The sequence below is a fragment of the Rhodanobacteraceae bacterium genome (genome assembly GCA_024234055.1).
In the GTDB taxonomy this organism is placed as follows: domain Bacteria; phylum Pseudomonadota; class Gammaproteobacteria; order Xanthomonadales; family SZUA-5; genus JADKFD01.
On record JACKOW010000001.1, the window covers coordinates 489,383 to 507,068 of the forward strand.

Below are 17,686 nucleotides of genomic sequence, written 5' to 3' on the forward strand. Positions count from 1 at the left end.
TCTCTGCGTTCTCCGCGTTGATGATTCCGCCACCACATGGGTCGGAGCGACCTTGCGTCGCGACCGGCGAGCTATTGCGAATCCTGGCTCGGCTTGCGCGGCAGTTCATCACCCAGGGTCACCCAGGGCACGTGGGTGTCGAAATTCACATGCGCCATCGGCGCCTGCGCAATCGGGTCGATGAACAGGGCACGGGCGATGTGCAGCTCGCCTGCCCAGCGCAATGACTTGAAGAACATGGGGCTGCCGCACAGCCCGCAGAAAGCGCGGTGTCCGCCTTCGGCAGCAACATGCCAACGCAGACTGGATTCAGGATCGTTTACGTCAACCGCCGCTTCCTCGAAGCCCACCCAGGTCACGAAGGCCGCCCCGTGCGCGCGCTGGCAGCGCGAACAATGGCAATGCGCCACCCATTTGGGTGGCAATTCGGCGGCGAAGGTTACTGCTCCGCACAGGCAACTACCCCGGGACTTGTCCACACTCATGATCGGTTCCCCCTGCGCTTGTTGCATCACCTCCCGGTGAGCGCTGCGCGCACTTCCGCGTTACGTAAGCCGGCCATTGTCGAACGGTCGAGATTCAACATCTTGAGACATAGGTTCATGGGGAGAAGCGAGCCCCGGGCAGGCCGGGTCCGCGCGCCCGGACTCCGGGATCAGGCGCGACGACGGCAAGCGCGCGGCGCCCGGCATGCGCTGCCGCGGCCGCCGGCGCGAACCAAGCTGGCGCACCTTCAGCGCCGCCGCGCGCCGTAGCGGCCCTACCCCAAGACCGGGTGAATGTCGGTTTGCCATGACCACGTTGACCACCGTGCTCGCCGGCCCCGTTCACTGCTCCCCCTACCTCACCTTGTACGGAAACAGCTTGCGCTCAAGGAACTCCAGGCCATGATCGATGGCCCAGGCGATCAGTCCGATGATCGCCAGGATCAGGAAGATGTGTTCGGTCAGACCGCGGCGCTGACTGATGTTGAGCATGGCGCCGAGGCCATGCGGTGCATTGATCAGCTCGGCCAGCATGATGTAGCCGAAGGACAACCCGAAGAGGCCGCGCAGGCCGCGGAACATCTCCGGCAGGGCGGTAGGGACCAGTACCTTGAGCACGATCTGGCGATCGCTGGCGCCCAGCGTGCGGGCGGTGTCGACGTAACGATCGGGTACGGCCAGGATCGACGATGCTGCCGTGGCAAAGACGAAAGGTACGGCGGCCACGAAGATGAACATGATCTTCTGTGACTCACCGATGCCAAACCACAGGATGGTCAGCGGTATCAGCGCAGCCACCGGCACATTGCTCATCGGAATCACGATGGGCTTCAGGAAGGCTTCGAGCGTGCGCCAGGAGGCCGCCAGCACGCCGAAGGGAACGCCGACGATCAGCGCCAGCGAAAATCCCGCCAGTACCCGGCCGAGCGTTGCTGCGATGCTCTGGCCCAGGTTGCGCTCGAACAGCAGATTGGGGATGGCCGCGATCACTTCAGCGGGGCTCGGCAGGATCGCCGGCGAGATGAATCTCTCTTCAGCGATGCCCAGCGTCATCACGAACCAGAAGAAAGCCACCAGCACCAGACAGGTCGCGGCCAGCAGCTTGCCGGTTGCCGGCGCCGGGCTCTTGCGCAGCTCCAGATTGAGCCAAGATTTTGCCATCAGCATGCTCCCGGTGCGCGGAATGCGTGCAGGCTAGCAAGAAACCCCGGTTTGGGGCAGCGGAGAGGGGAAAGGGGCGGGGGCAGGGGGCAGGGGGCAGGGGGCAGGGGACCAGCCTCGCGGCACGGTCAGACGGTGCGTCGAGATTGGATGCTTGCCCCCAGCGCCTGCTTGTTGCCCGAACGGGCGTACCGCCGAAGCGATCGGACTCTCACGAGAAAGCGGCAACCCATTGATTATCGAAATCAGAAAAAAGTGTGGGGGAAGGGTCAGGCGTACAATCACACCGCAGGGATCGTCTGTGTCGCGACGTCGGTCGCCTGCCCCCTGCCCCCTGCCCCCGCCCTGTTTGAGGCGCGAATAAACGCACCGCCAGGGGCGACCCAGACTCGCACCGGCAGCCCTGACTAGTGCTCGGCGGGCTGATCGAGCAGTGCCGCCAGTGCCCGCCGGGCTTCGGCCAGGCCGGCCTTGGAATGCGCCGAGAACAGCACGGCCTCGGTGAGCACGCCCATGTCCTCGATCTCGCGCAGCACCTTGCGCCGGGTTTCCATCGCCGGTCCGCGGTTGAGCTTGTCGGATTTGCTCAGCAGCAGCACGCAGCGCAGCTGCCGGGCACGGCAGTAGGCCAGCATCTGCCGGTCGAAATCGGTGAGCGCGTGGCGGATGTCGGACACTACCACCATGCCCGACAGCGACTCCCGCTCGCGTACGTAGTTGTCGATCAATGCGTGCCAGTCGCGCTTGAGATCCTGCGGTACCTTGGCGTAGCCATAGCCCGGCAGATCGATCAGGCGTTCGCTGTCTCCCAGCGAGAACACCACCAGTTGCTGGGTGCGTCCGGGAGTCTTGCTGGTGCGGGCCAGGCCATTCTGGTCGGTGATGGCATTGATCGCGCTGGATTTTCCCGCGTTGGAGCGTCCGGCGAAAGCCACTTCGCGACCCTGATCCTCCGGCAGCTTGTGGTGGTCGGGCGTGCTCATCAGAAACCGGGCCCGGCGAAAGCGGCGTTCCAGTTCGGTATCCAGGGACTCGGAATCAGACATCGGCGCGTGATCAAGACGTTGGAAGATGGAATCTACGTCATCGGGGGCACGCTGCGAGCCTGAATCCCGGATCAAAGCTACGATTCATCGCCGCCCAGGGGCAGCCGAAGGTCTCACTCCCGTGTAGAATCCTTCGGCTTTGGCGCTGCCGCGTACCATCGGTGCCGGCACAGTGCATCAATTCCCGAAATTGCCGTTCGAGGTCGAGGACGATGAAGTTCACAACTGTTGTTGCTTATGCGGCGCTGCTGGCCGCGACACCCGGCTGGGCTGCCGGCAGTGATGCCACCGCGGGCGAGGCCAAGGCCGCTGTCTGTGCCGCCTGCCATGGCGTCGACGGCAACAGCGTCGATCCGCAATATCCGAAGATCGCCGGACAGCACGAACAGTACATCGCCCAGCAGTTGGCGCTGTTCAAGAGTGGCAAGCGCGAAAACGCCATCATGCTGGGTTTCGCGACACTGCTGTCCGAGCAGGACATGGCCGATCTCGGTGCCTATTTCTCGGCGCAGCAGGCCAAGCCGGATATTGCCGACGAGGCCTTTGTCGCTGTCGCCGAGCCCATCTACCGCGGTGGCGATGCCAAGCGCGGGATTCCGGCATGCATGGCCTGTCATGGTCCCGACGGCCGCGGCAACCCGATGTCGCGCTATCCCTCGATTGCGGCCCAGCATGCGCAATACAGCGCCGACATGTTGCGTCGTTATCGTGACGGTGCGGTCTACGGCGAAGCCGACGATGCCCATGCCAAGATCATGTCGCAGGTGGCTGCCAAGCTCAGCGACAACGAGATCGAGGCCCTGGCCTCGTATCTCCAGGGACTCCACTCGGCGACTCCCTGAGTCCTCTTGTCGAACGCTAAGGCTTTCTTCATCCGCGATCTGAGAGTCTGCGTTCACCGTATAGCTGATTGAGGAAGAACTCGATGCGTCTAGCCATTGGCTCCCTGTTTGCGTTTGCCATGCTGCTGGCCCTGCCGGCCTGCGCCCAGCCGCTGGAGAAATTCCAGGAAGGCAAGCATTACTTCGCCATCGATCCGCCGCAGCCGACCAGCTCAGGCAACAAGATCGAAGTGCTGGAAGTGTTCATGTACACCTGTCCGCACTGCTACGACCTCGAGCCCTATCTGGAGAAGTGGAAAGCCACCAAGGCCGATGACGTGGCCTACTCGGCATTCCCGGCCGCCTGGAACGAGCCGGTGGAGGCCTTTGCCCGCGCGTTCTACGCGGCTGAAACCCTCGGCATTCTCGAGGCTTCTCATGAGAAGTTCTTCGCCGCGATCCACAAGGAGCACAAGCCCTTCCGTTCGATCGAGGACGTGGCCGAGTGGTACACGCAGTTCGGCGTGACCAAGGAGCAGTTCCTGAGCGCTGCCAACTCCTTCGCGGTCAACACCAAGATCAATCGTTCCAAGGCCATGGTGCCGCGCTGGGGCGTGGCCGGTACGCCGACCGTGATCGTCGATGGCAAGTATCGCTTCGATGTGTCCAGCGCCGGCGGTCATCAGAACGTCGGCGAGCTGATCGACTTCCTGGTAGCCAAGGAGCGCGCGGCCAAGAAGGCGGGCAGCTGAGCCTGACGATCAACCGGTGACCGTAGTCCGGGAACACGACAAGAAGGAGGCGCGCTCTGATCGGGCGCGCCTTCGTCTTTTCTGCTTCAACATTCACGCCGGCAACTCGCAGGGCAAGTTTCGCGAGTACCTGACCCGCGGCTGGCGACACATCCTCCCGGATACCGGCAAGCACAAGAATCTGTCGGAACTGGCCAAACTGCTGGGGCAGGTGGATATCGCCGCGCTGCAGGAAGTGGATGGCGGCAGCCTGCGCTCAGGATTCATGAACCAGGCCTCCTATCTGGCCGAGTTGTCGGCTTTCCCCTACTGGTGGCAGCAACGCAACCGTCGCATCGGCCGTATCGCCGAGTCCAGCAACTGTCTGTTCAGTCGGGCGCAGCCGACGCTGGTCGAAGACCATCCCTTGCCGGGGCGCATTCCCGGTCGAGGTGCCTTGCTGGCGGTCTTCGGCGAGGGCCGGGAGTCGTTGGCGGTAGCGATTTCGCATCTGTCACTGGGCTCGCAGGCGCGCGCTCGCCAGTTCGATTTCCTGCATGACTTGCTGTCGCCCTATCGCCACAGTGTGGTGATGGGCGATTTCAACTGCCAGCCCAACAGTCCGGGATTCCGTCGCTTCATGGAACGCAGCGGCCTGGCCGTTCCCGGCCCTCATGCGCTGCCCACCTATCCGGCCTGGCAACCGGACCGCGCCATCGATCACATCCTGATTTCGCACGATATCCATCCGCTGCGTTACGAAGCGCCCAGCTTTCAGCTGTCTGACCACCTGCCCGTTGCAGTGGACATCGAGCTGCCCGAGGGCGTGCAGATTCATCGGCTATAGTGCGGAAGAGCGTGTGTCCGCAAAGGACGCAAAGGAGAGCGAAGTCGTTAGGGATGCGCTTTCGCGTACGGAGTCCTCTTTCGAAAGCCGAAGCTCTCTGCAAAAGCAGCATGACCCTGGGCAATGCTGCTTTCCGCGAGAATCTCCGGGCACCTGTTTGCAGAGGTCAATCAGCCGCCCGTAAAGGCCGTTTCTGCCTCTGCTTTCTTTGCGCCCTTTGCGTCCTTTGCGGATCAGGAAGTTCTTTTGCCGTCCTGGCGATTGGGGAGAGGCGGGCCCTCACGCGCGGGCGCGAAGGCGGAAGCGCTCGCGGTAGTCGGCCGGGGTCAGGGTTGTGGCACGCTTGAACAGCTTGCGGAAGCTGGAGACGTCGCTGTAGCCGCAGCGCTCCACGACTTCGTCAAAGCTGAGGTGGGTGGTCTCGAGCAGGGCCTTGGCGCGCTCTACCCGAAGGCGTTGGATGTGCTCCAGTGGCGTCACCCCATAATGCGACTTGAAGTGGCGCAGCAAGCTGCGTTCACTGGTACCGCAATGGTCGGCCAGGGCGCTGACGCTGATGTCGGCGTCCACCGATTGTCGCAGATAGCGCTCGGCCTTCTCGGCCAGAGAGGTGCGCGGGCGCTCCAGCATGGCCATGCTGACATAGGGTGCCTGGCTCTGACGTTCGGTATCGATGGCCAGCATGCGCCCCACCTGCTGTGCCAGATCGTCTCCGGCCACTTCCCCGATCAGGCGCAACACCAGATTCAGGATGGCAGTGGCGGCGCCGGTGGTCAGTACGCCCTCGTCTTCGACCAGCATCTGCTCGATATCCAGATTCACCGCCGGAAAGAACTTGCGGAAGGTGGCGCCCAGCCACCAGCTGGTGGTGGCCCGTCGACCGTCGAGCAATCCGCTCTTGGCCAGCAGCAGTGTGCCGCTACAGGAAGCCGCCACGCGCACGCCAGCGGCCCGACGTTGCTGCAGATAGTCGATCTCGGGACCAAAATCGTCGGCGCGGGCGCAGAAGGCATGTGGCTGGTCGGCCATGATGCCGGGCACCAGCAGCACGTCCAGCGGCACGTCCGCCGTCTCAATGCCTTCCAGCACCAGGCCATGACTGGTGCGCACGCGGGTCTGACCCCGGGCGCTGAGCACATGGCTGACAAAGCGTGGCGACATGGAGGGTTGTCGCAGATTGGCGATCTTCTCGGCAATCTGCAGCGCGTCGATGGGCCCGGCGACGCTCGACAGCAGGCAGCCGTCGAGCGCCAGAATGCCCAGTCTCAGCAGCGGGGGCGTTGCCGGCTCCATGGACATCACTCGTCGACCAGGACGGCGCCGACGTTGTCGCTGAGCCAGTCGATCAGACTGGCCGGCGCGCGCAGGGCGCTGGGATGGGCGCCTGCGGCTTCGCAGGACACCAGGGCAATGCGCTCGCGATGACCGGGCGGCAATGCGGTGCCGGATGTGGCAATCAGCTCAGCCTGACCCTGGCGGTTGCGATTGATCAGCCACAGGCCGCGCGGCAGATAGACCTGCTGGGCGCAATCGCTGACCACTTCGCGATCCTGAGCGTCAGCCGGCAGCAGCCGCCAGTGACCGGTGTGTTGTTCCAGCGCAGCGGTGTACTGCCCGCCGGCCATGAAGACCGGGTCTGCGTCCTGGATAGCGTCTTCGGCGCGCGCAGAGCCGCTCAATGCGATCAGCGTGGCAGCGATGAAGGGAATGGCGTTCATGGTGATGCTCCTTGCTGTACTTGCGGGGCTCGGCCCGCGGTGAGTACAGATTGCGCCACTGACCGATCGGTCGGGAGTGGCGGAAACGCAATTATAGAGGCGGAATCGGACACGGGACACGGGGAGCGGGGCACGGGACACGGGGCACGGGGAACGGGGCAAGGGGCAAGGGGCAAGGGGCAAGAGGCAAGGGGACAGGGGACAGGGGACAGGGGACAGGGGACAGGGGACAGGGGACAGGGGACAGGCGCTGAGACGGCTGTGCGGGGTGGCGCAGGGTTGAGCTCTGCGGCTTCGAATTCCGCCAGTGGCTGGATTTCGCTGGAACAGCGCTCACGGCAGTCTCATCAATGTCAATGCCCGCCTCACCAAGGTCAAGGCCGATTGCACAAGGAACAGACGCGCTGCGCATGTGCGCCCGTTCAATCTGTATCTGCGCCGCTTTGATGCGCTCCCTTTTTCCTACAAGGCTGATCCCATGAAACTACTTCCGATCCTTGGTACCTGCGCTGCTCTCGTGTTTGCTCCGCTGGCCATTGCCGGCCATCACGAGGAAGGCGGTGCGATGAAGCAGCAGACCCTTGTCGATATCGCCGTCGGCAATCCGGATTTCTCTACCTTGGTGGCGGCGCTCAAGGCAGCGGGACTGGTCGATACCCTGAGCGGCGAGGGTCCGTTCACGGTGTTCGCGCCCACCAATGCCGCCTTCGAGAAGCTGCCTGCTGGCACCGTCGAGAGCCTGCTGAAGCCCGAGAACAAGGACAAGTTGACCGCGATCCTCACCTACCACGTGGTGGCCGGCAAGGTGATGGCAGCGGATGTGGTCAAGTTGAGCAGCGCCAAGACCGTGCAGGGCGGTGAGGTCACGATCAAGGTTGACGGTGGTCAGGTCATGGTCGACGGCGCCAACGTCACCGCCACCGATATCGCCGGCAGCAATGGCGTCATCCATGTCATCGACAGCGTGATCATGCCCTGAGAAGGCCGGGGCATGAAAAATCCCTCGGCGATCCAGCTCATCCTGGGCCGTCGAGGGACATTGGATCCGAAAGACCCGGTATCGCTGCTACAGCTTCCTATCCCGGACGCCAGCGGGAAAGCGCAGACCTGCCAGGCGTGGAGCACTTCCGCCTCCGACCCAGAGTGTTAGACTAATAACATTGACCGCTCGGCGGTCTTTTCTGGAGCCTATGATGTGTAAAAAAACACAGTTTACGGTTGGACCGTCGCTGGCCGGCCGACTGGCAGCAACGGGATTGGCCTTGTGCGTCTGGGGATCGGCCGGTGCGGGAAACATCACCACCATTTCGGTGGAGGAGGTCCGAAACGAACTCAGCGTCACCAACGCCAGCGGTCAAGGCGCCATGCTGATTCCCTTCGATCGGTCCGCCGTTGTGCCCAAACAGCTGCTGGTAGGTGCACCCACCACGACCAACGGCCTCTCCTTCGTCGGGCGCGTGGTCCGTCAGCTCTCCAATCCTGATGGCAGCTTCACCGCCGCCGCCACATTGGTGACGCCTCCCGGTGGCGATGTGACCCAAGGCTACTTCGGAATTTCGGGTGATCGTTTCGGCGATCGCCACATGATCGGTCAGGTCAATCCGGCAGCGGGAACGGTCTATCAGGCGCTGGCCGTGCAGCAGACGCTGACCCCAACGCTGACGTCTCCCGGCACTCAGGAGGGTGTGGTTTCGGTGGCTACCTACGGCGATTTCGCGGCGGTAGGTGTGCCCTTTGACGACGGCGATCGCGGCCGCCTGCATCTCTGGCGCTTCAACGGGACCAACTGGGTGGCTGGCCAGATACTCTCCTCAGGTGCGAATGCCGAAGTGGGTGGGCGCTTCGCAGCCGCCGTCGACATGAGTGCGGACATGCTCCTGGTCGGCGCGCCGGGAGAGAACGTGCGTGGCCGCGTCTATGTCTATCGCCTCAACGACGTGACCCAACAGTGGGAAAGCTCGGGTCAGCTGCCCGTGCCTTCCATCTACGATTCCGCCGTGGCAGCCAAGTTCGGATTCAGTCTGGTGATCGACCGTACCCGCGGCAACAAGGCTCTGGTTGGCGCGCCTGGCGCCAAGTGGACCAATCGTTCGCAGGTCACCGGCGGTGTGTCCAGTTTCGACTACGATCCTGACAGCGCTTCAGGTTGGCAGGCCGGATCGCTGTACTTGCCGGATGATCCCCAGAATGCCCACCAGTTCGGCTTTGATGTCGATCTGCGCGATGGGGATGCCTTGATGACCGACATCGCCTACATGCAAGGGGGCGGACTCCCTTCCACGCTGGGCGCCGTGTTTGGTTTCGACCTCGATGTGCCGTTGAACGCCCCGGTGGTTCGGGTCTATCGCTATGCCCGTCCGCTGCCTGCGCCCAACAATCTGTTTGGTTATACCGCGCGTTACTTCGGCGAGAATGTTCTGGTGGGGGCGCCCGTCAATCTGAATGCTTCCGGTGGTGCCACCAATCGGGGCGTGGTCTACGAATTCCCGGGTCCCGCGGTGTTCCGGGATGGCTTCGAGTAGCTGATACGCGCCTTGGTCGGGCGGCATCCGGGCTGCAGTTCAGATCTGATGCAGCCCGTCGGCCACGATGTCTGCCCCGCAGAGCAAGCGATAGAGCGTGTCCATTTCCCACTTCGGTGTGGAAATGGACAGCGCTTCAATGCGCTCGGAACTGAAGGCCAGCGGCCAGGAACACACGGTTTTCGGTATTTGCCCATTGCCGGTGTCTCTGGATCGTCGGACATCCAGCAGGCCTTTGGCATTGAGCTGGGCCATCGCCACCGCTATGCCATCAACCATGCCGTCGGGTTGCACGCCGCTGACCCGAAAGCGGCCACTGGCCACGACTCCGGGGCGCAACTGCACTTGTCGCCGGGCCAGGCTGTGGTCGAACTTCTCCAGGGGACCGATCTCCAGCCAGGCATTGCGTGAGCCTGAACCATCGAGCAGTTCCACTTCCACCCGGGCAGCGCCGGTCGCCGCCCCATCGTAGAAAGTGGCGATCTGCAGTTGATCGCTGGACAGCACCCGGAAGCGATGGGGTGTCAAGACGGGTTGAATTCCCGCCACCAGATCTTCCACCGGCACCGTCGTCTGCGGAACGGCCTGCGCCGCCCAAGCGACGAGTCCGAACAGGCCGGCGGCAAACCCCAGGGCGACGCGACTGCGACGGCTCCACATGACGCTGGCGGGTTTCAGCAGTTGCCGAATGCGCAAACGCAAACCGCCACCGAGATGCGCAAATCCGACCCCACGCGCAGCCGCCGGACCTCGGCGGGCCAGCTGCAGCAGTGCGCTGGCGTAGTTTTCTCGGGTGATCGCATCGGTTCCTGCTGCCGCATCGTCACAGGCCAGTTCGGCACACTGCCGGGACAGGCTCTCGACCCACCAGGCCAGCGGATGGAACCACAGCAGCAGCGTCACGGCGCGCGCCAGCAGGAAGCGAAAGCTGTCCCCGCGCTGCAAGTGCGTCAGCTCATGGGCGATGAGCGAGCGCAGTTCCTCCGGACTGGCGGCCAACAACCGCTGTGGAATGATCACCGCAGCGCGTCGCCCGGGCCAAAGGAAGGTGCAATCCGCGACCTTGCTGACTCGAATGTCGAGCTGGCCCTCGGTGCAGACTCCCAGTCGCCGCTGTGCAGTCGTCGACAGCAGACGAGCCTGGCGTACGATCACGGCACTGCGCCACAGTGCCAGCAGCCAGGCCAGGGCGAGCAGGGCCGTTCCACTCATCCAGAGCCAGAACCATATGGTCTGCTTCCCGGCGGGCGCAGTCGCAGGCGCGGTCAGCTCGGGCGCTGCAGGAATCCTGATCAGCAAATCGTCGGGTGGTGAAACATTCGTGGTGTCCCGCGCTACCGACTGCGAGGGTACTGGCCTGGACGGCAACTCCGCCGGGATCACCCAGTACAGCGGCTGGAACCGCGGCAGCGTGGGTCCAGCGAAGATCAGGGCTGCTGCGCACAGCAACAACATCAGCAGTGTGTGCCCCAAGGCCGGTTGGCGCCGACGCAGGAACAGGCCAAGGCCCACAGCCAGGCCCAGCAACAAGCTCAACTTGACCAGAATCATGGTCATTTCTCACTGCGCCGCTGGCGCTGCTCTTCGATCAACCGGGCCAGTTGGTCGAATTCCTGATCGCTCATGCGTTCGGCATCGCGGTCGAGCAGGTGCGCGAAGGCGGTCGACAGCGAGCCGCTGAAGAAAGTCGACACGATCCGGTCGAAAGCCTTGCGAGCCGCCGCTGTCGGCGACTGTCGGGGTGTGTACACATGACGATTGCCGTCGACCACATGGCCCACATAGCCCTTGACCTCCAGAGCACGCAGGATGGTCCGAATCGTGGCATTGGTCAGGGGCGGGTCCATCGCCTCCTGGACTTCTGCTGCGGTTGCCGGCGCCATTCGATACAACAGGTCAAGAATCTGTCGTTCGCGCTGGGCCAGGCCTGGGATGGGGCCGGGTCTGCGTCCTCTGGCCATGAGGATCATCCGTAGAGGGGTGCGTGCATGTTAAAGCAAAAACACTCCGCGGGAAGGCAGTTCAGTCCCGCGTAGCGACGCCGGTAGCCGGGCCTCTGCCCCGGTACCGGCCGCTGAGGTTCAGCGGGCGCCTATCCGCGACCTCACCAAACAAGACTTACCCCATTGATTCGCTGAACCAGGAAGAAGGGGGAAAGGGGCAGGGGCCAGGGGGGCAAGGGTCCAACCTCGTCGCATGATCCGCCGGTGCCGCAACGTGGGTCCCTTGCCCCCTGCCCCTCGCCCCCAGTTTGATGCGCGAACAAGCGCACCGCCAGGGGCGACCGGGACTCGCACGCACTCATGCTGCCTGCCGCGCAGTCCCTATTCCTCGAGTTTGCCCAGCTGTTCGCGCAAGCCCTTGATCGCGGTTGTGAAATCTGCGATCCGCTGCTTTTCCTGCTCAACCACAGCGGCCGGGGCGTTGGCCACGAAACTGGCGTTGCCGAGCTTGCCTTCGCACTTCCTGATTTCGCCCTCCAGACGGGCGATTTCCTTGGCCAGGCGCTTCCGTTCGGCATCTACATCGATCAGACCGAGGAGAGGAATCAGCAACTTGAGCTCTCCAACGACGGCCGAGGCGGAGGCCGGCGCGACTTCCTCGGTACCCAGCCAACGCATCGCGGCGCTGTCGAGGCGGGCGATGAAGGCGATGGCAGCCGCAAATCGTGCGTATCGCTCCCGATCACTGGCCCCACCGTCGCTGAAGATCAGCGGCAGCAGTTTGCCGGGCGCGATGTTCATTTCGCCGCGGATCTTGCGCACGCCACTCAGCACGGCCTTTAGCCACTCGATATCAGAGACCGCCGCGGCATCGCGCGGGAAATCGGCCGCCTGTGGTAGTGTCTGGGTGGCGATGGTGGCGCCGGACACCCCCTGGCGCGGCGCCAGCTGCTGCCAGATTTCCTCGGTGATGAAAGGGATGATCGGGTGCAGCAAGCGCAGCACCGCATCCAGCACCCGCAGCAGCGTGGCCTGGGTGCCCGCCCGCACGGCCGCGTCATCGCCCGCCAGCGCCGGCTTGCACAGTTCCAGGAACCAGTCGCAGTACTCGTTCCAGACGAAGTCATACAGCGCCTGCGCCGCCAGATCGAAACGATAGGCCGCAATCTGGGCGTGGAATTCCTCGGTGGCTTTCGAGAGTTCGGTGAGGATCCAGCGTTCGGGGATGCTCAGGGGCCCAGAAGAGCCGGGACCGGGGACCGGGGACCCAGAAAAGCCGGGACCGGGGACCCGGGACCCGGGACCCGGGGAAAGGCCCGCTTCGACGGCACGCTGCTCAATGGCGGCAATTCCGGCTTCCATTCGATCCAGCGCGCTATCGATAGAGTTTGCTACTGACTGCTCTGTCCCGGGTCCCGGGTCCCGGGTCCCGCGTCCCGGCTCCATAGGGTCCCGAGTCCCGAGTCCCGGCTCCTCCGAGGCATTCATCAACACAAAGCGCGCCGCATTCCACAGCTTGTTGCAGAAATTCTTGTAGCCCTCGCAGCGCTTCAGGTCGAAATTGATGGTGCGGCCGTGAGTGGCCAGTGCGGCAAAGGTGAAGCGCAGGGCGTCGGCGCCGACGGCGTTGATACCCTCGGGATATTCCTTGCGCAGACGCTTCTCGACCTTCTCGCGCACCTGCGGGATCAGCAGGCTGGCGGTGGATTTCTGCACCAGCTCTTCCAGGCTGATGCCATCGATCAGATCCAGCGGATCGATGGTATTGCCCTTGGACTTGCTCATCTTCTGACCTTCGGCATCACGCACGATGGCGTTGATGTAGACGGTCTTGAACGGCACCCGATCCTTCAGCTGCGCATAGCGCTCCTCGTAGCTGCCATCCGCCTGGCGCCCGACGAAATAAGTCGTGGCCATGACCATGCGCGCCACCCAGAAGAAGATGATGTCGAAGCCGGTGACGAGGACGTCGGAGGGCAGGAAGATCTGGTCGGTTTGCCAGTTGGCCTGGGACGGGGGCACGGGGCAGGGGGCACGGGGCACGGGAGAAGCGGGCTCCTCGCTACGATCTATTCCTTCGGCACCGGTCTGGGCAGAACTTCTGACGCTAGCGGCGGCCAGCTCTTCCCCTGCCCCGTGCCCCGTTTCCCGTGCACCCGCTTCACCAGGCCACCCCAAGGTCGAAAACGGCCACAAGGCCGAGCTGAACCAGGTGTCCAGCACATCCTCGTCCTGGCGGAGGGCGCCGACCGGGGCGGTGTCTCCGAAGGCGCGGGCGTCGGCTTCGTCTTCGCCGACGAAGATATTGCCGGCATCATCGAACCATGCCGGTATGCGGTGACCCCACCAGAGCTGGCGGCTGACGCACCAGTCCTGGATGTTGGTCAGCCACTGCACATAGGTGGTCTTCCAGTTTTCCGGCACAAACTTGATATGGCCTTCGGTCACCGCTGCCAGCGCCGGGTCAGTGATGGCGCGCTTGCCGCCGGGGCGGCCGTCGGGCAGTTCATCGCGGGTCAGGTCGAGGAACCACTGATCGGTCAGCATCGGTTCGATCACTGCATCAGAGCGCTGGCTGATCGGCAGTGACAGCTTGTGCGGTTTGATCTCCACCAGCAATCCCTGCGCTTCGAGGTCGGCCACGATCTGCTTGCGGGCGGCAAATCGATCCATGCCTTGATAAGCGGCCGGCGCGTTGTCGTTGACCTTGGCGTCCAGCGTGAAAATCGTCAGCGGCGCAATGTGATGGCGTTGACCGATCTGGTAATCGTTGAAATCGTGCGCCGGCGTGATCTTGACGCAGCCGGTGCCGAATTCGCGGTCCACGTACTCGTCGGCGATCACCGGAATCTCACGGTCGGTCAGCGGCAGCTTCAGCCTCTGGCCGATCAGGTGCTGGTAGCGCTCGTCGTCCGGGTGTACGGCCACGGCGACGTCGCCGAGCATCGTTTCCGGGCGCGTGGTGGCGACCACCACGCTGTCGCTGCCTTCGGCGGCAGGGTAGCGGATGGACCACATATGGCCGTCTTTCTCGATGTTCTCGACTTCCAGGTCCGAGACTGCCGTGCCAAGCACCGGATCCCAATGCACCAGACGCTTGCCGCGATACAGCAGGCCGGCGCGATACCACTCGATAAACACCCGTTTGACCGCAGCCGACAGGCCTTCGTCCATGGTGAAGCGTTCGCGCGACCAGTCGCAGGAAGCGCCCAGGCGCCGCATCTGCCTGGTAATGGTCGAGCCGGATTCTTCCTTCCAGTCCCAGACCTTGGCGATGAAGGCCTCGCGGCCGAGGTCATGCTTGCTCTTGCCCTGAGCAGCCAGCTGGTTTTCGACGATCTTCTGGGTGGCGATGCCAGCATGATCGGTGCCGCACTGCCACAGCGTGTTCTTGCCGCTCATGCGCTGGTAGCGGATCAGCAGATCCATCACCGTTTGCTGAAAGGCGTGGCCCATGTGCAGCGTGCCGGTGACATTGGGCGGCGGCAGCTGGATGCAATAGGGCTCACCGGCCCCGTTGGGCGCGAAATAGCCGGACTGTTCCCAGGCCGGATACCAGCGGGCCTCGATCGGCTTGGGTTCGAAACTCTTGTCCATGGGCTGGGGCTACGCGCAAAAGTGAGCCGGGAAGGATAGCCCGCCAGGCCCGGCGAGGCACTCTAGCCCGCATTTCTCACACCTGCGCGTGCAGATGCCGCGATTCCGTTGTGGCGCAAGGCGAATCGGTGGCGACACAGCACGCAGAGTGTACGGCTGCACTTGCCCGCGCAGGTGTGAGAAATGCGGGCAAGCCCGCTGCGTCGATGCGCTCCCCGCGTGGAAGCATGAACAGCCGGGGTCTCTGCGCACCGCAGATCGGCCCAGGTGCGGTCCGGGGGCGACCTCCAGACCCGACGCATCCGGGTCCGGAGGCCAGCAGGCTCAGTTGATCTTCAGCAGTTCGACTTCGAAGATCAGCGTCGCGTTCGGCGGAATCACGCCGCCGGCACCGGCGGCGCCATAGCCGAGCTCGGAGGGAATGGTAAGTCGGTACTTGGAGCCCACCGACATCAGCTGCAGACCTTCGGTCCAGCCCTTGATGACGCGGTTCAGCGGGAAGCTCAGCGGCTGACCGCGGTCGTAGGAGCTGTCGAAGACCTTGCCGTCGGTGAGCGTGCCCTTGTAGTGCACGGTGACGGTATCGGTAGCAGCGGGCTTCGGACCGCTGCCTTCGGTCAGCACTTCGTACTTGAGGCCACTGGCGGTGGTGATCATGGCGTTGTTCTCCTGTTTGGCAACGGCAGCCGCCGCTGGCGTGGTGTCGCCGGCTTGGGCGCCGGCACTGAAAGTGGTCGCCAGGGCAAGGCCCAGGGCAATGGAAATGACATGGATCTTCATGGAGTGATTCCGATGAGTTCGCTGGGTGGGTTCGAGTCCCGCGCCGCCGCCGCCCTTCGGCGGTCCTCGGCTGCAGCGCAAAACGGCCGGCGATACTAGCCGATGCAACTTGAAGCCGATGCGATGCCCTCGCTGCGGCATGGGTCTGTCGCCGTGCCGCTCATCGGATGCAGCCGTGCGCCGTCGCCGGCTCTTGGGTAGGATCGGCGTGAAACTGACCGTCGAACAGCGAGGCTGCGATGAGGAATCTGATTGACCTGGCTTGGCGCAGCGCCGGACTCGCTCTGCTGGTGTGCGCCAATGTCGCCGGTGCCATGCCAGTGCTCAACATCACGGTCGACCGCGCCATCGCCACCGAGGGCACGCTGCAACCGGTACGTATCGAGCTCAGGCTGAATGAGCCGGCTCCGGCAGGCGGTGTCTGCATCGATCTGGATCTCGCTGGCGGCAGCGCCCGACCGGACGAAGATTTCCGTCTGGCGATGTCGGTGCCGCGCATCCCCGAGGGCGGGATGATGGCCAGCGTGCCGATCATGATCATCGACGATCAACTCTCGGAGCCCGACGAGACGGTGCTGATCGTGCTGCGCCCGAGTGACTGTTATCAGCCCGGTCCTTCGCGCGAGTTCAGCCTGCTCATCCGCGATGACGATGACGATCCATCTTCGCTCGGTGATCGATTGCAGCAGATCGTCGCCACCGTGCCGGATCCGCTGGTGGCCTCGCAGCTGAGCAATCTGGGACAGCTCTGCGCCACCAATCGACCGCCGCCGGGCAGCGAGCTGGACCGGCGCTGCCAGCTGCTGCGGCTGGCACTGCGCGATCCCGGCGCTGCGCAACAGCTCATTCAGAGCCTGCGTGGCGTATTGGGGGAGGAGTTCTCCAGTCAGCGCCGTGGCTTTCGCATGCTCGCCGGTACCCAGATGGGCGCGCTGGGGCGGCGCCTTGAAGCGGTACGCCACGGCGGCGGCGCCGGCGTGGCGCTGGTTGATTCGCAGTTGCTGGGTGGCAACGGCGCGCTACCCCTGTCTGCCCAACTGGCCGGGGACAATGAATTGCTGGGCAGCGGCATCGGGCTGTTTGCCACCGTGACCCTGGGTGATGGAAAGCGCCAGTCGAACGCCCTCGAAAGCGGCTACAGCAACGATTCCTCGGCCTTCATGCTCGGCGTTGACAAGCGTGTAGGCCTCGATTGGGTGTTCGGGCTGGCCTATACCCGCAACCGCTTCGATGCCGATCTCAGCGGCGACAGCGGCGAACTGGGCCTGCGCAGCAATGCCCTGAATCTGTATTTCAGCCGGGCCTTCGCCCAAGGCTGGGTCGACGGCAGCCTGGGCTACGGCAAGGGCAGCTTGAAACAGACTCGCATCGCGACCTTTTCCGGCCAGACCGACGAAGAGAGCTTCACCACGGTAGACGTCCTGCGCGGATCACCCGACACAACGCTGCTGATGGCCACCCTCTCTGCCGGTTTCGACTGGCAGCGCGGCAACTGGAATTTCGGTCCGCGAGCGGCACTGGAGTATTCGCGCTTCGACGTCGACGCCTTTGCCGAAACCGCAGTCGAGGGTAGCGATGCCTTTGCCGTGGCTCTTCAGGAGCAGCGAGTGCAGTCCAGACTGGCACGACTGGGGTTCGGTTCGCAGTGGGCGGTCTCCACGCGTCATGGCGTGCTGTTGCCGCAGTTTGACGCCTACTGGGTGGCCCAGTTCGAGAACGAGGCCGGCGTGATCCGCGGCAGTTTCGTCAATGACCCGCAGAGCCAGGAATTCCTGCTGCCTACCGCCGGTGTCGACGCCCGCTACGGCGAAGCCTCGCTGTCACTGGCCATGCAGTTCGCTGGAGGTCAGAGTGGTTTCCTCAGCTACCGGCGCCTGTTCGGATTCGCCGACACCGAGCAGGACTACTGGAGCCTGGGGTTTCGTTGGGAGCTGTAGACGAGGGCACGAGGGCACGAGGGCACGCAAGGGCAGCCCTGCGGTGAGCTCTTGATCTTGCGTGCCTTCGTGCCCTCGCGCCCTCGTGCTCTCCCCCT

Annotated in this window: 15 protein-coding genes and 2 pseudogenes; 6 read left to right on the forward strand and 11 right to left on the reverse strand. The window is 63.9% G+C overall.

Features of this window, described 5'->3' with window-relative positions:
- Nucleotides 1-71 precede the first annotated feature (71 nt).
- The 3 genes from H7A19_01980 to H7A19_01990 all read right to left on the reverse strand — a co-directional run bounded on the left by H7A19_01980 (nucleotide 72) and on the right by H7A19_01990 (nucleotide 2,692).
- Nucleotides 72-479, reverse strand: coding sequence for a GFA family protein (locus H7A19_01980; protein ID MCP5473591.1), 408 nt, complete (start codon nucleotides 477-479; stop codon nucleotides 72-74).
- A 360-nt stretch (nucleotides 480-839) separates the two neighbouring features.
- Nucleotides 840-1,646, reverse strand: coding sequence for an ABC transporter permease (locus H7A19_01985; protein ID MCP5473592.1), 807 nt, complete (start codon nucleotides 1,644-1,646; stop codon nucleotides 840-842).
- Nucleotides 1,647-2,053: 407 nt separating this feature from the next.
- Nucleotides 2,054-2,692, reverse strand: coding sequence for a YihA family ribosome biogenesis GTP-binding protein (locus H7A19_01990; GenBank protein MCP5473593.1), 639 nt, complete (start codon nucleotides 2,690-2,692; stop codon nucleotides 2,054-2,056).
- A 212-nt stretch (nucleotides 2,693-2,904) separates the two neighbouring features.
- On the opposite strand from H7A19_01990, the gene H7A19_01995 reads away from it, so the two are divergent.
- The 3 genes from H7A19_01995 to H7A19_02005 all read left to right on the forward strand — a co-directional run bounded on the left by H7A19_01995 (nucleotide 2,905) and on the right by H7A19_02005 (nucleotide 5,091).
- Nucleotides 2,905-3,534 (forward strand): cytochrome c4, encoded by a 630-nt coding sequence (locus H7A19_01995; GenBank protein ID MCP5473594.1) that lies wholly within the window; start codon nucleotides 2,905-2,907, stop codon nucleotides 3,532-3,534.
- 83 nt (nucleotides 3,535-3,617) lie between these two features.
- The gene (locus tag H7A19_02000; GenBank protein ID MCP5473595.1) at nucleotides 3,618-4,265 is read left to right on the forward strand and encodes a thiol:disulfide interchange protein DsbA/DsbL; all 648 of its coding nucleotides are present in this window, start codon (nucleotides 3,618-3,620) and stop codon (nucleotides 4,263-4,265) included.
- A 16-nt stretch (nucleotides 4,266-4,281) separates the two neighbouring features.
- On the forward strand, nucleotides 4,282-5,091 hold the full coding sequence (locus H7A19_02005) for an endonuclease/exonuclease/phosphatase family protein (protein MCP5473596.1): 810 nt from the start codon (nucleotides 4,282-4,284) through the stop codon (nucleotides 5,089-5,091).
- Nucleotides 5,092-5,370: 279 nt separating this feature from the next.
- Here H7A19_02005 and H7A19_02010 read toward each other — a convergent pair whose 3' ends face one another.
- Nucleotides 5,371-6,384 (reverse strand): helix-turn-helix domain-containing protein, encoded by a 1,014-nt coding sequence (locus tag H7A19_02010; protein MCP5473597.1) that lies wholly within the window; start codon nucleotides 6,382-6,384, stop codon nucleotides 5,371-5,373.
- A 5-nt stretch (nucleotides 6,385-6,389) separates the two neighbouring features.
- The gene (locus H7A19_02015; GenBank protein ID MCP5473598.1) at nucleotides 6,390-6,809 is read right to left on the reverse strand and encodes a hypothetical protein; all 420 of its coding nucleotides are present in this window, start codon (nucleotides 6,807-6,809) and stop codon (nucleotides 6,390-6,392) included.
- 478 nt (nucleotides 6,810-7,287) lie between these two features.
- On the opposite strand from H7A19_02015, the gene H7A19_02020 reads away from it, so the two are divergent.
- Nucleotides 7,288-7,788, forward strand: coding sequence for a fasciclin domain-containing protein (locus H7A19_02020; protein ID MCP5473599.1), 501 nt, complete (start codon nucleotides 7,288-7,290; stop codon nucleotides 7,786-7,788).
- 214 nt (nucleotides 7,789-8,002) lie between these two features.
- Entirely contained in the window at nucleotides 8,003-9,331 is a 1,329-nt protein-coding gene (locus H7A19_02025) for a hypothetical protein (GenBank protein MCP5473600.1), read from the forward strand.
- Between the two features lie 39 nt (nucleotides 9,332-9,370).
- Here the strand turns inward: H7A19_02025 and H7A19_02030 are convergent, their stop codons facing one another.
- The 6 genes and pseudogenes from H7A19_02030 to H7A19_02055 all read right to left on the reverse strand — a co-directional run bounded on the left by H7A19_02030 (nucleotide 9,371) and on the right by H7A19_02055 (nucleotide 15,651).
- The gene (locus H7A19_02030; GenBank protein ID MCP5473601.1) at nucleotides 9,371-10,888 is read right to left on the reverse strand and encodes a M56 family metallopeptidase; all 1,518 of its coding nucleotides are present in this window, start codon (nucleotides 10,886-10,888) and stop codon (nucleotides 9,371-9,373) included.
- Nucleotides 10,885-11,292, reverse strand: a complete 408-nt coding sequence (locus H7A19_02035) for a BlaI/MecI/CopY family transcriptional regulator (GenBank protein MCP5473602.1) — start codon at nucleotides 11,290-11,292, stop codon at nucleotides 10,885-10,887. Before H7A19_02035 ends, H7A19_02030 begins: the two co-directional genes overlap by 4 nt.
- Before the next feature lie 363 nt (nucleotides 11,293-11,655).
- Nucleotides 11,656-12,720 carry a class I tRNA ligase family protein gene (locus tag H7A19_02040; protein MCP5473603.1) on the reverse strand — a complete coding sequence of 355 codons (1,065 nt, stop codon included), beginning with the start codon at nucleotides 12,718-12,720 and terminating at the stop codon, nucleotides 11,656-11,658.
- 36 nt (nucleotides 12,721-12,756) lie between these two features.
- Nucleotides 12,757-13,281: pseudogene (locus H7A19_02045) on the reverse strand (class I tRNA ligase family protein).
- A 159-nt stretch (nucleotides 13,282-13,440) separates the two neighbouring features.
- Nucleotides 13,441-14,871 (reverse strand): annotated as a pseudogene (locus H7A19_02050) (valine--tRNA ligase).
- 324 nt (nucleotides 14,872-15,195) lie between these two features.
- Entirely contained in the window at nucleotides 15,196-15,651 is a 456-nt protein-coding gene (locus H7A19_02055; GenBank protein MCP5473604.1) for an FKBP-type peptidyl-prolyl cis-trans isomerase, read from the reverse strand.
- 239 nt (nucleotides 15,652-15,890) lie between these two features.
- Here H7A19_02055 and H7A19_02060 point away from each other — a divergent pair, with 239 nt between their 5' ends.
- The gene (locus tag H7A19_02060; GenBank protein ID MCP5473605.1) at nucleotides 15,891-17,588 is read left to right on the forward strand and encodes an autotransporter outer membrane beta-barrel domain-containing protein; all 1,698 of its coding nucleotides are present in this window, start codon (nucleotides 15,891-15,893) and stop codon (nucleotides 17,586-17,588) included.
- The last annotated feature ends 98 nt before the right edge of the window (nucleotides 17,589-17,686 follow it).

Coding starts and splice junctions, on each gene's coding strand:
- H7A19_01995 (MCP5473594.1), top strand. CDS start 2,905: ATGAAGTTCACAACTGTTGTTGCTTATGCGGCGCTGCTGGCCGCGACA.
- H7A19_02055 (MCP5473604.1), bottom strand. CDS start 15,651: ATGAAGATCCATGTCATTTCCATTGCCCTGGGCCTTGCCCTGGCGACC.
- H7A19_02000 (MCP5473595.1), top strand. CDS start 3,618: ATGCGTCTAGCCATTGGCTCCCTGTTTGCGTTTGCCATGCTGCTGGCC.
- H7A19_02040 (MCP5473603.1), bottom strand. CDS start 12,720: ATGGAGCCGGGACGCGGGACCCGGGACCCGGGACCCGGGACAGAGCAG.
- H7A19_02030 (MCP5473601.1), bottom strand. CDS start 10,888: ATGACCATGATTCTGGTCAAGTTGAGCTTGTTGCTGGGCCTGGCTGTG.
- H7A19_02025 (MCP5473600.1), top strand. CDS start 8,003: ATGTGTAAAAAAACACAGTTTACGGTTGGACCGTCGCTGGCCGGCCGA.
- H7A19_01990 (MCP5473593.1), bottom strand. CDS start 2,692: ATGTCTGATTCCGAGTCCCTGGATACCGAACTGGAACGCCGCTTTCGC.
- H7A19_01985 (MCP5473592.1), bottom strand. CDS start 1,646: ATGGCAAAATCTTGGCTCAATCTGGAGCTGCGCAAGAGCCCGGCGCCG.
- H7A19_02010 (MCP5473597.1), bottom strand. CDS start 6,384: ATGGAGCCGGCAACGCCCCCGCTGCTGAGACTGGGCATTCTGGCGCTC.
- H7A19_02015 (MCP5473598.1), bottom strand. CDS start 6,809: ATGAACGCCATTCCCTTCATCGCTGCCACGCTGATCGCATTGAGCGGC.
- H7A19_02060 (MCP5473605.1), top strand. CDS start 15,891: ATGAGGAATCTGATTGACCTGGCTTGGCGCAGCGCCGGACTCGCTCTG.
- H7A19_02035 (MCP5473602.1), bottom strand. CDS start 11,292: ATGGCCAGAGGACGCAGACCCGGCCCCATCCCAGGCCTGGCCCAGCGC.
- H7A19_02020 (MCP5473599.1), top strand. CDS start 7,288: ATGAAACTACTTCCGATCCTTGGTACCTGCGCTGCTCTCGTGTTTGCT.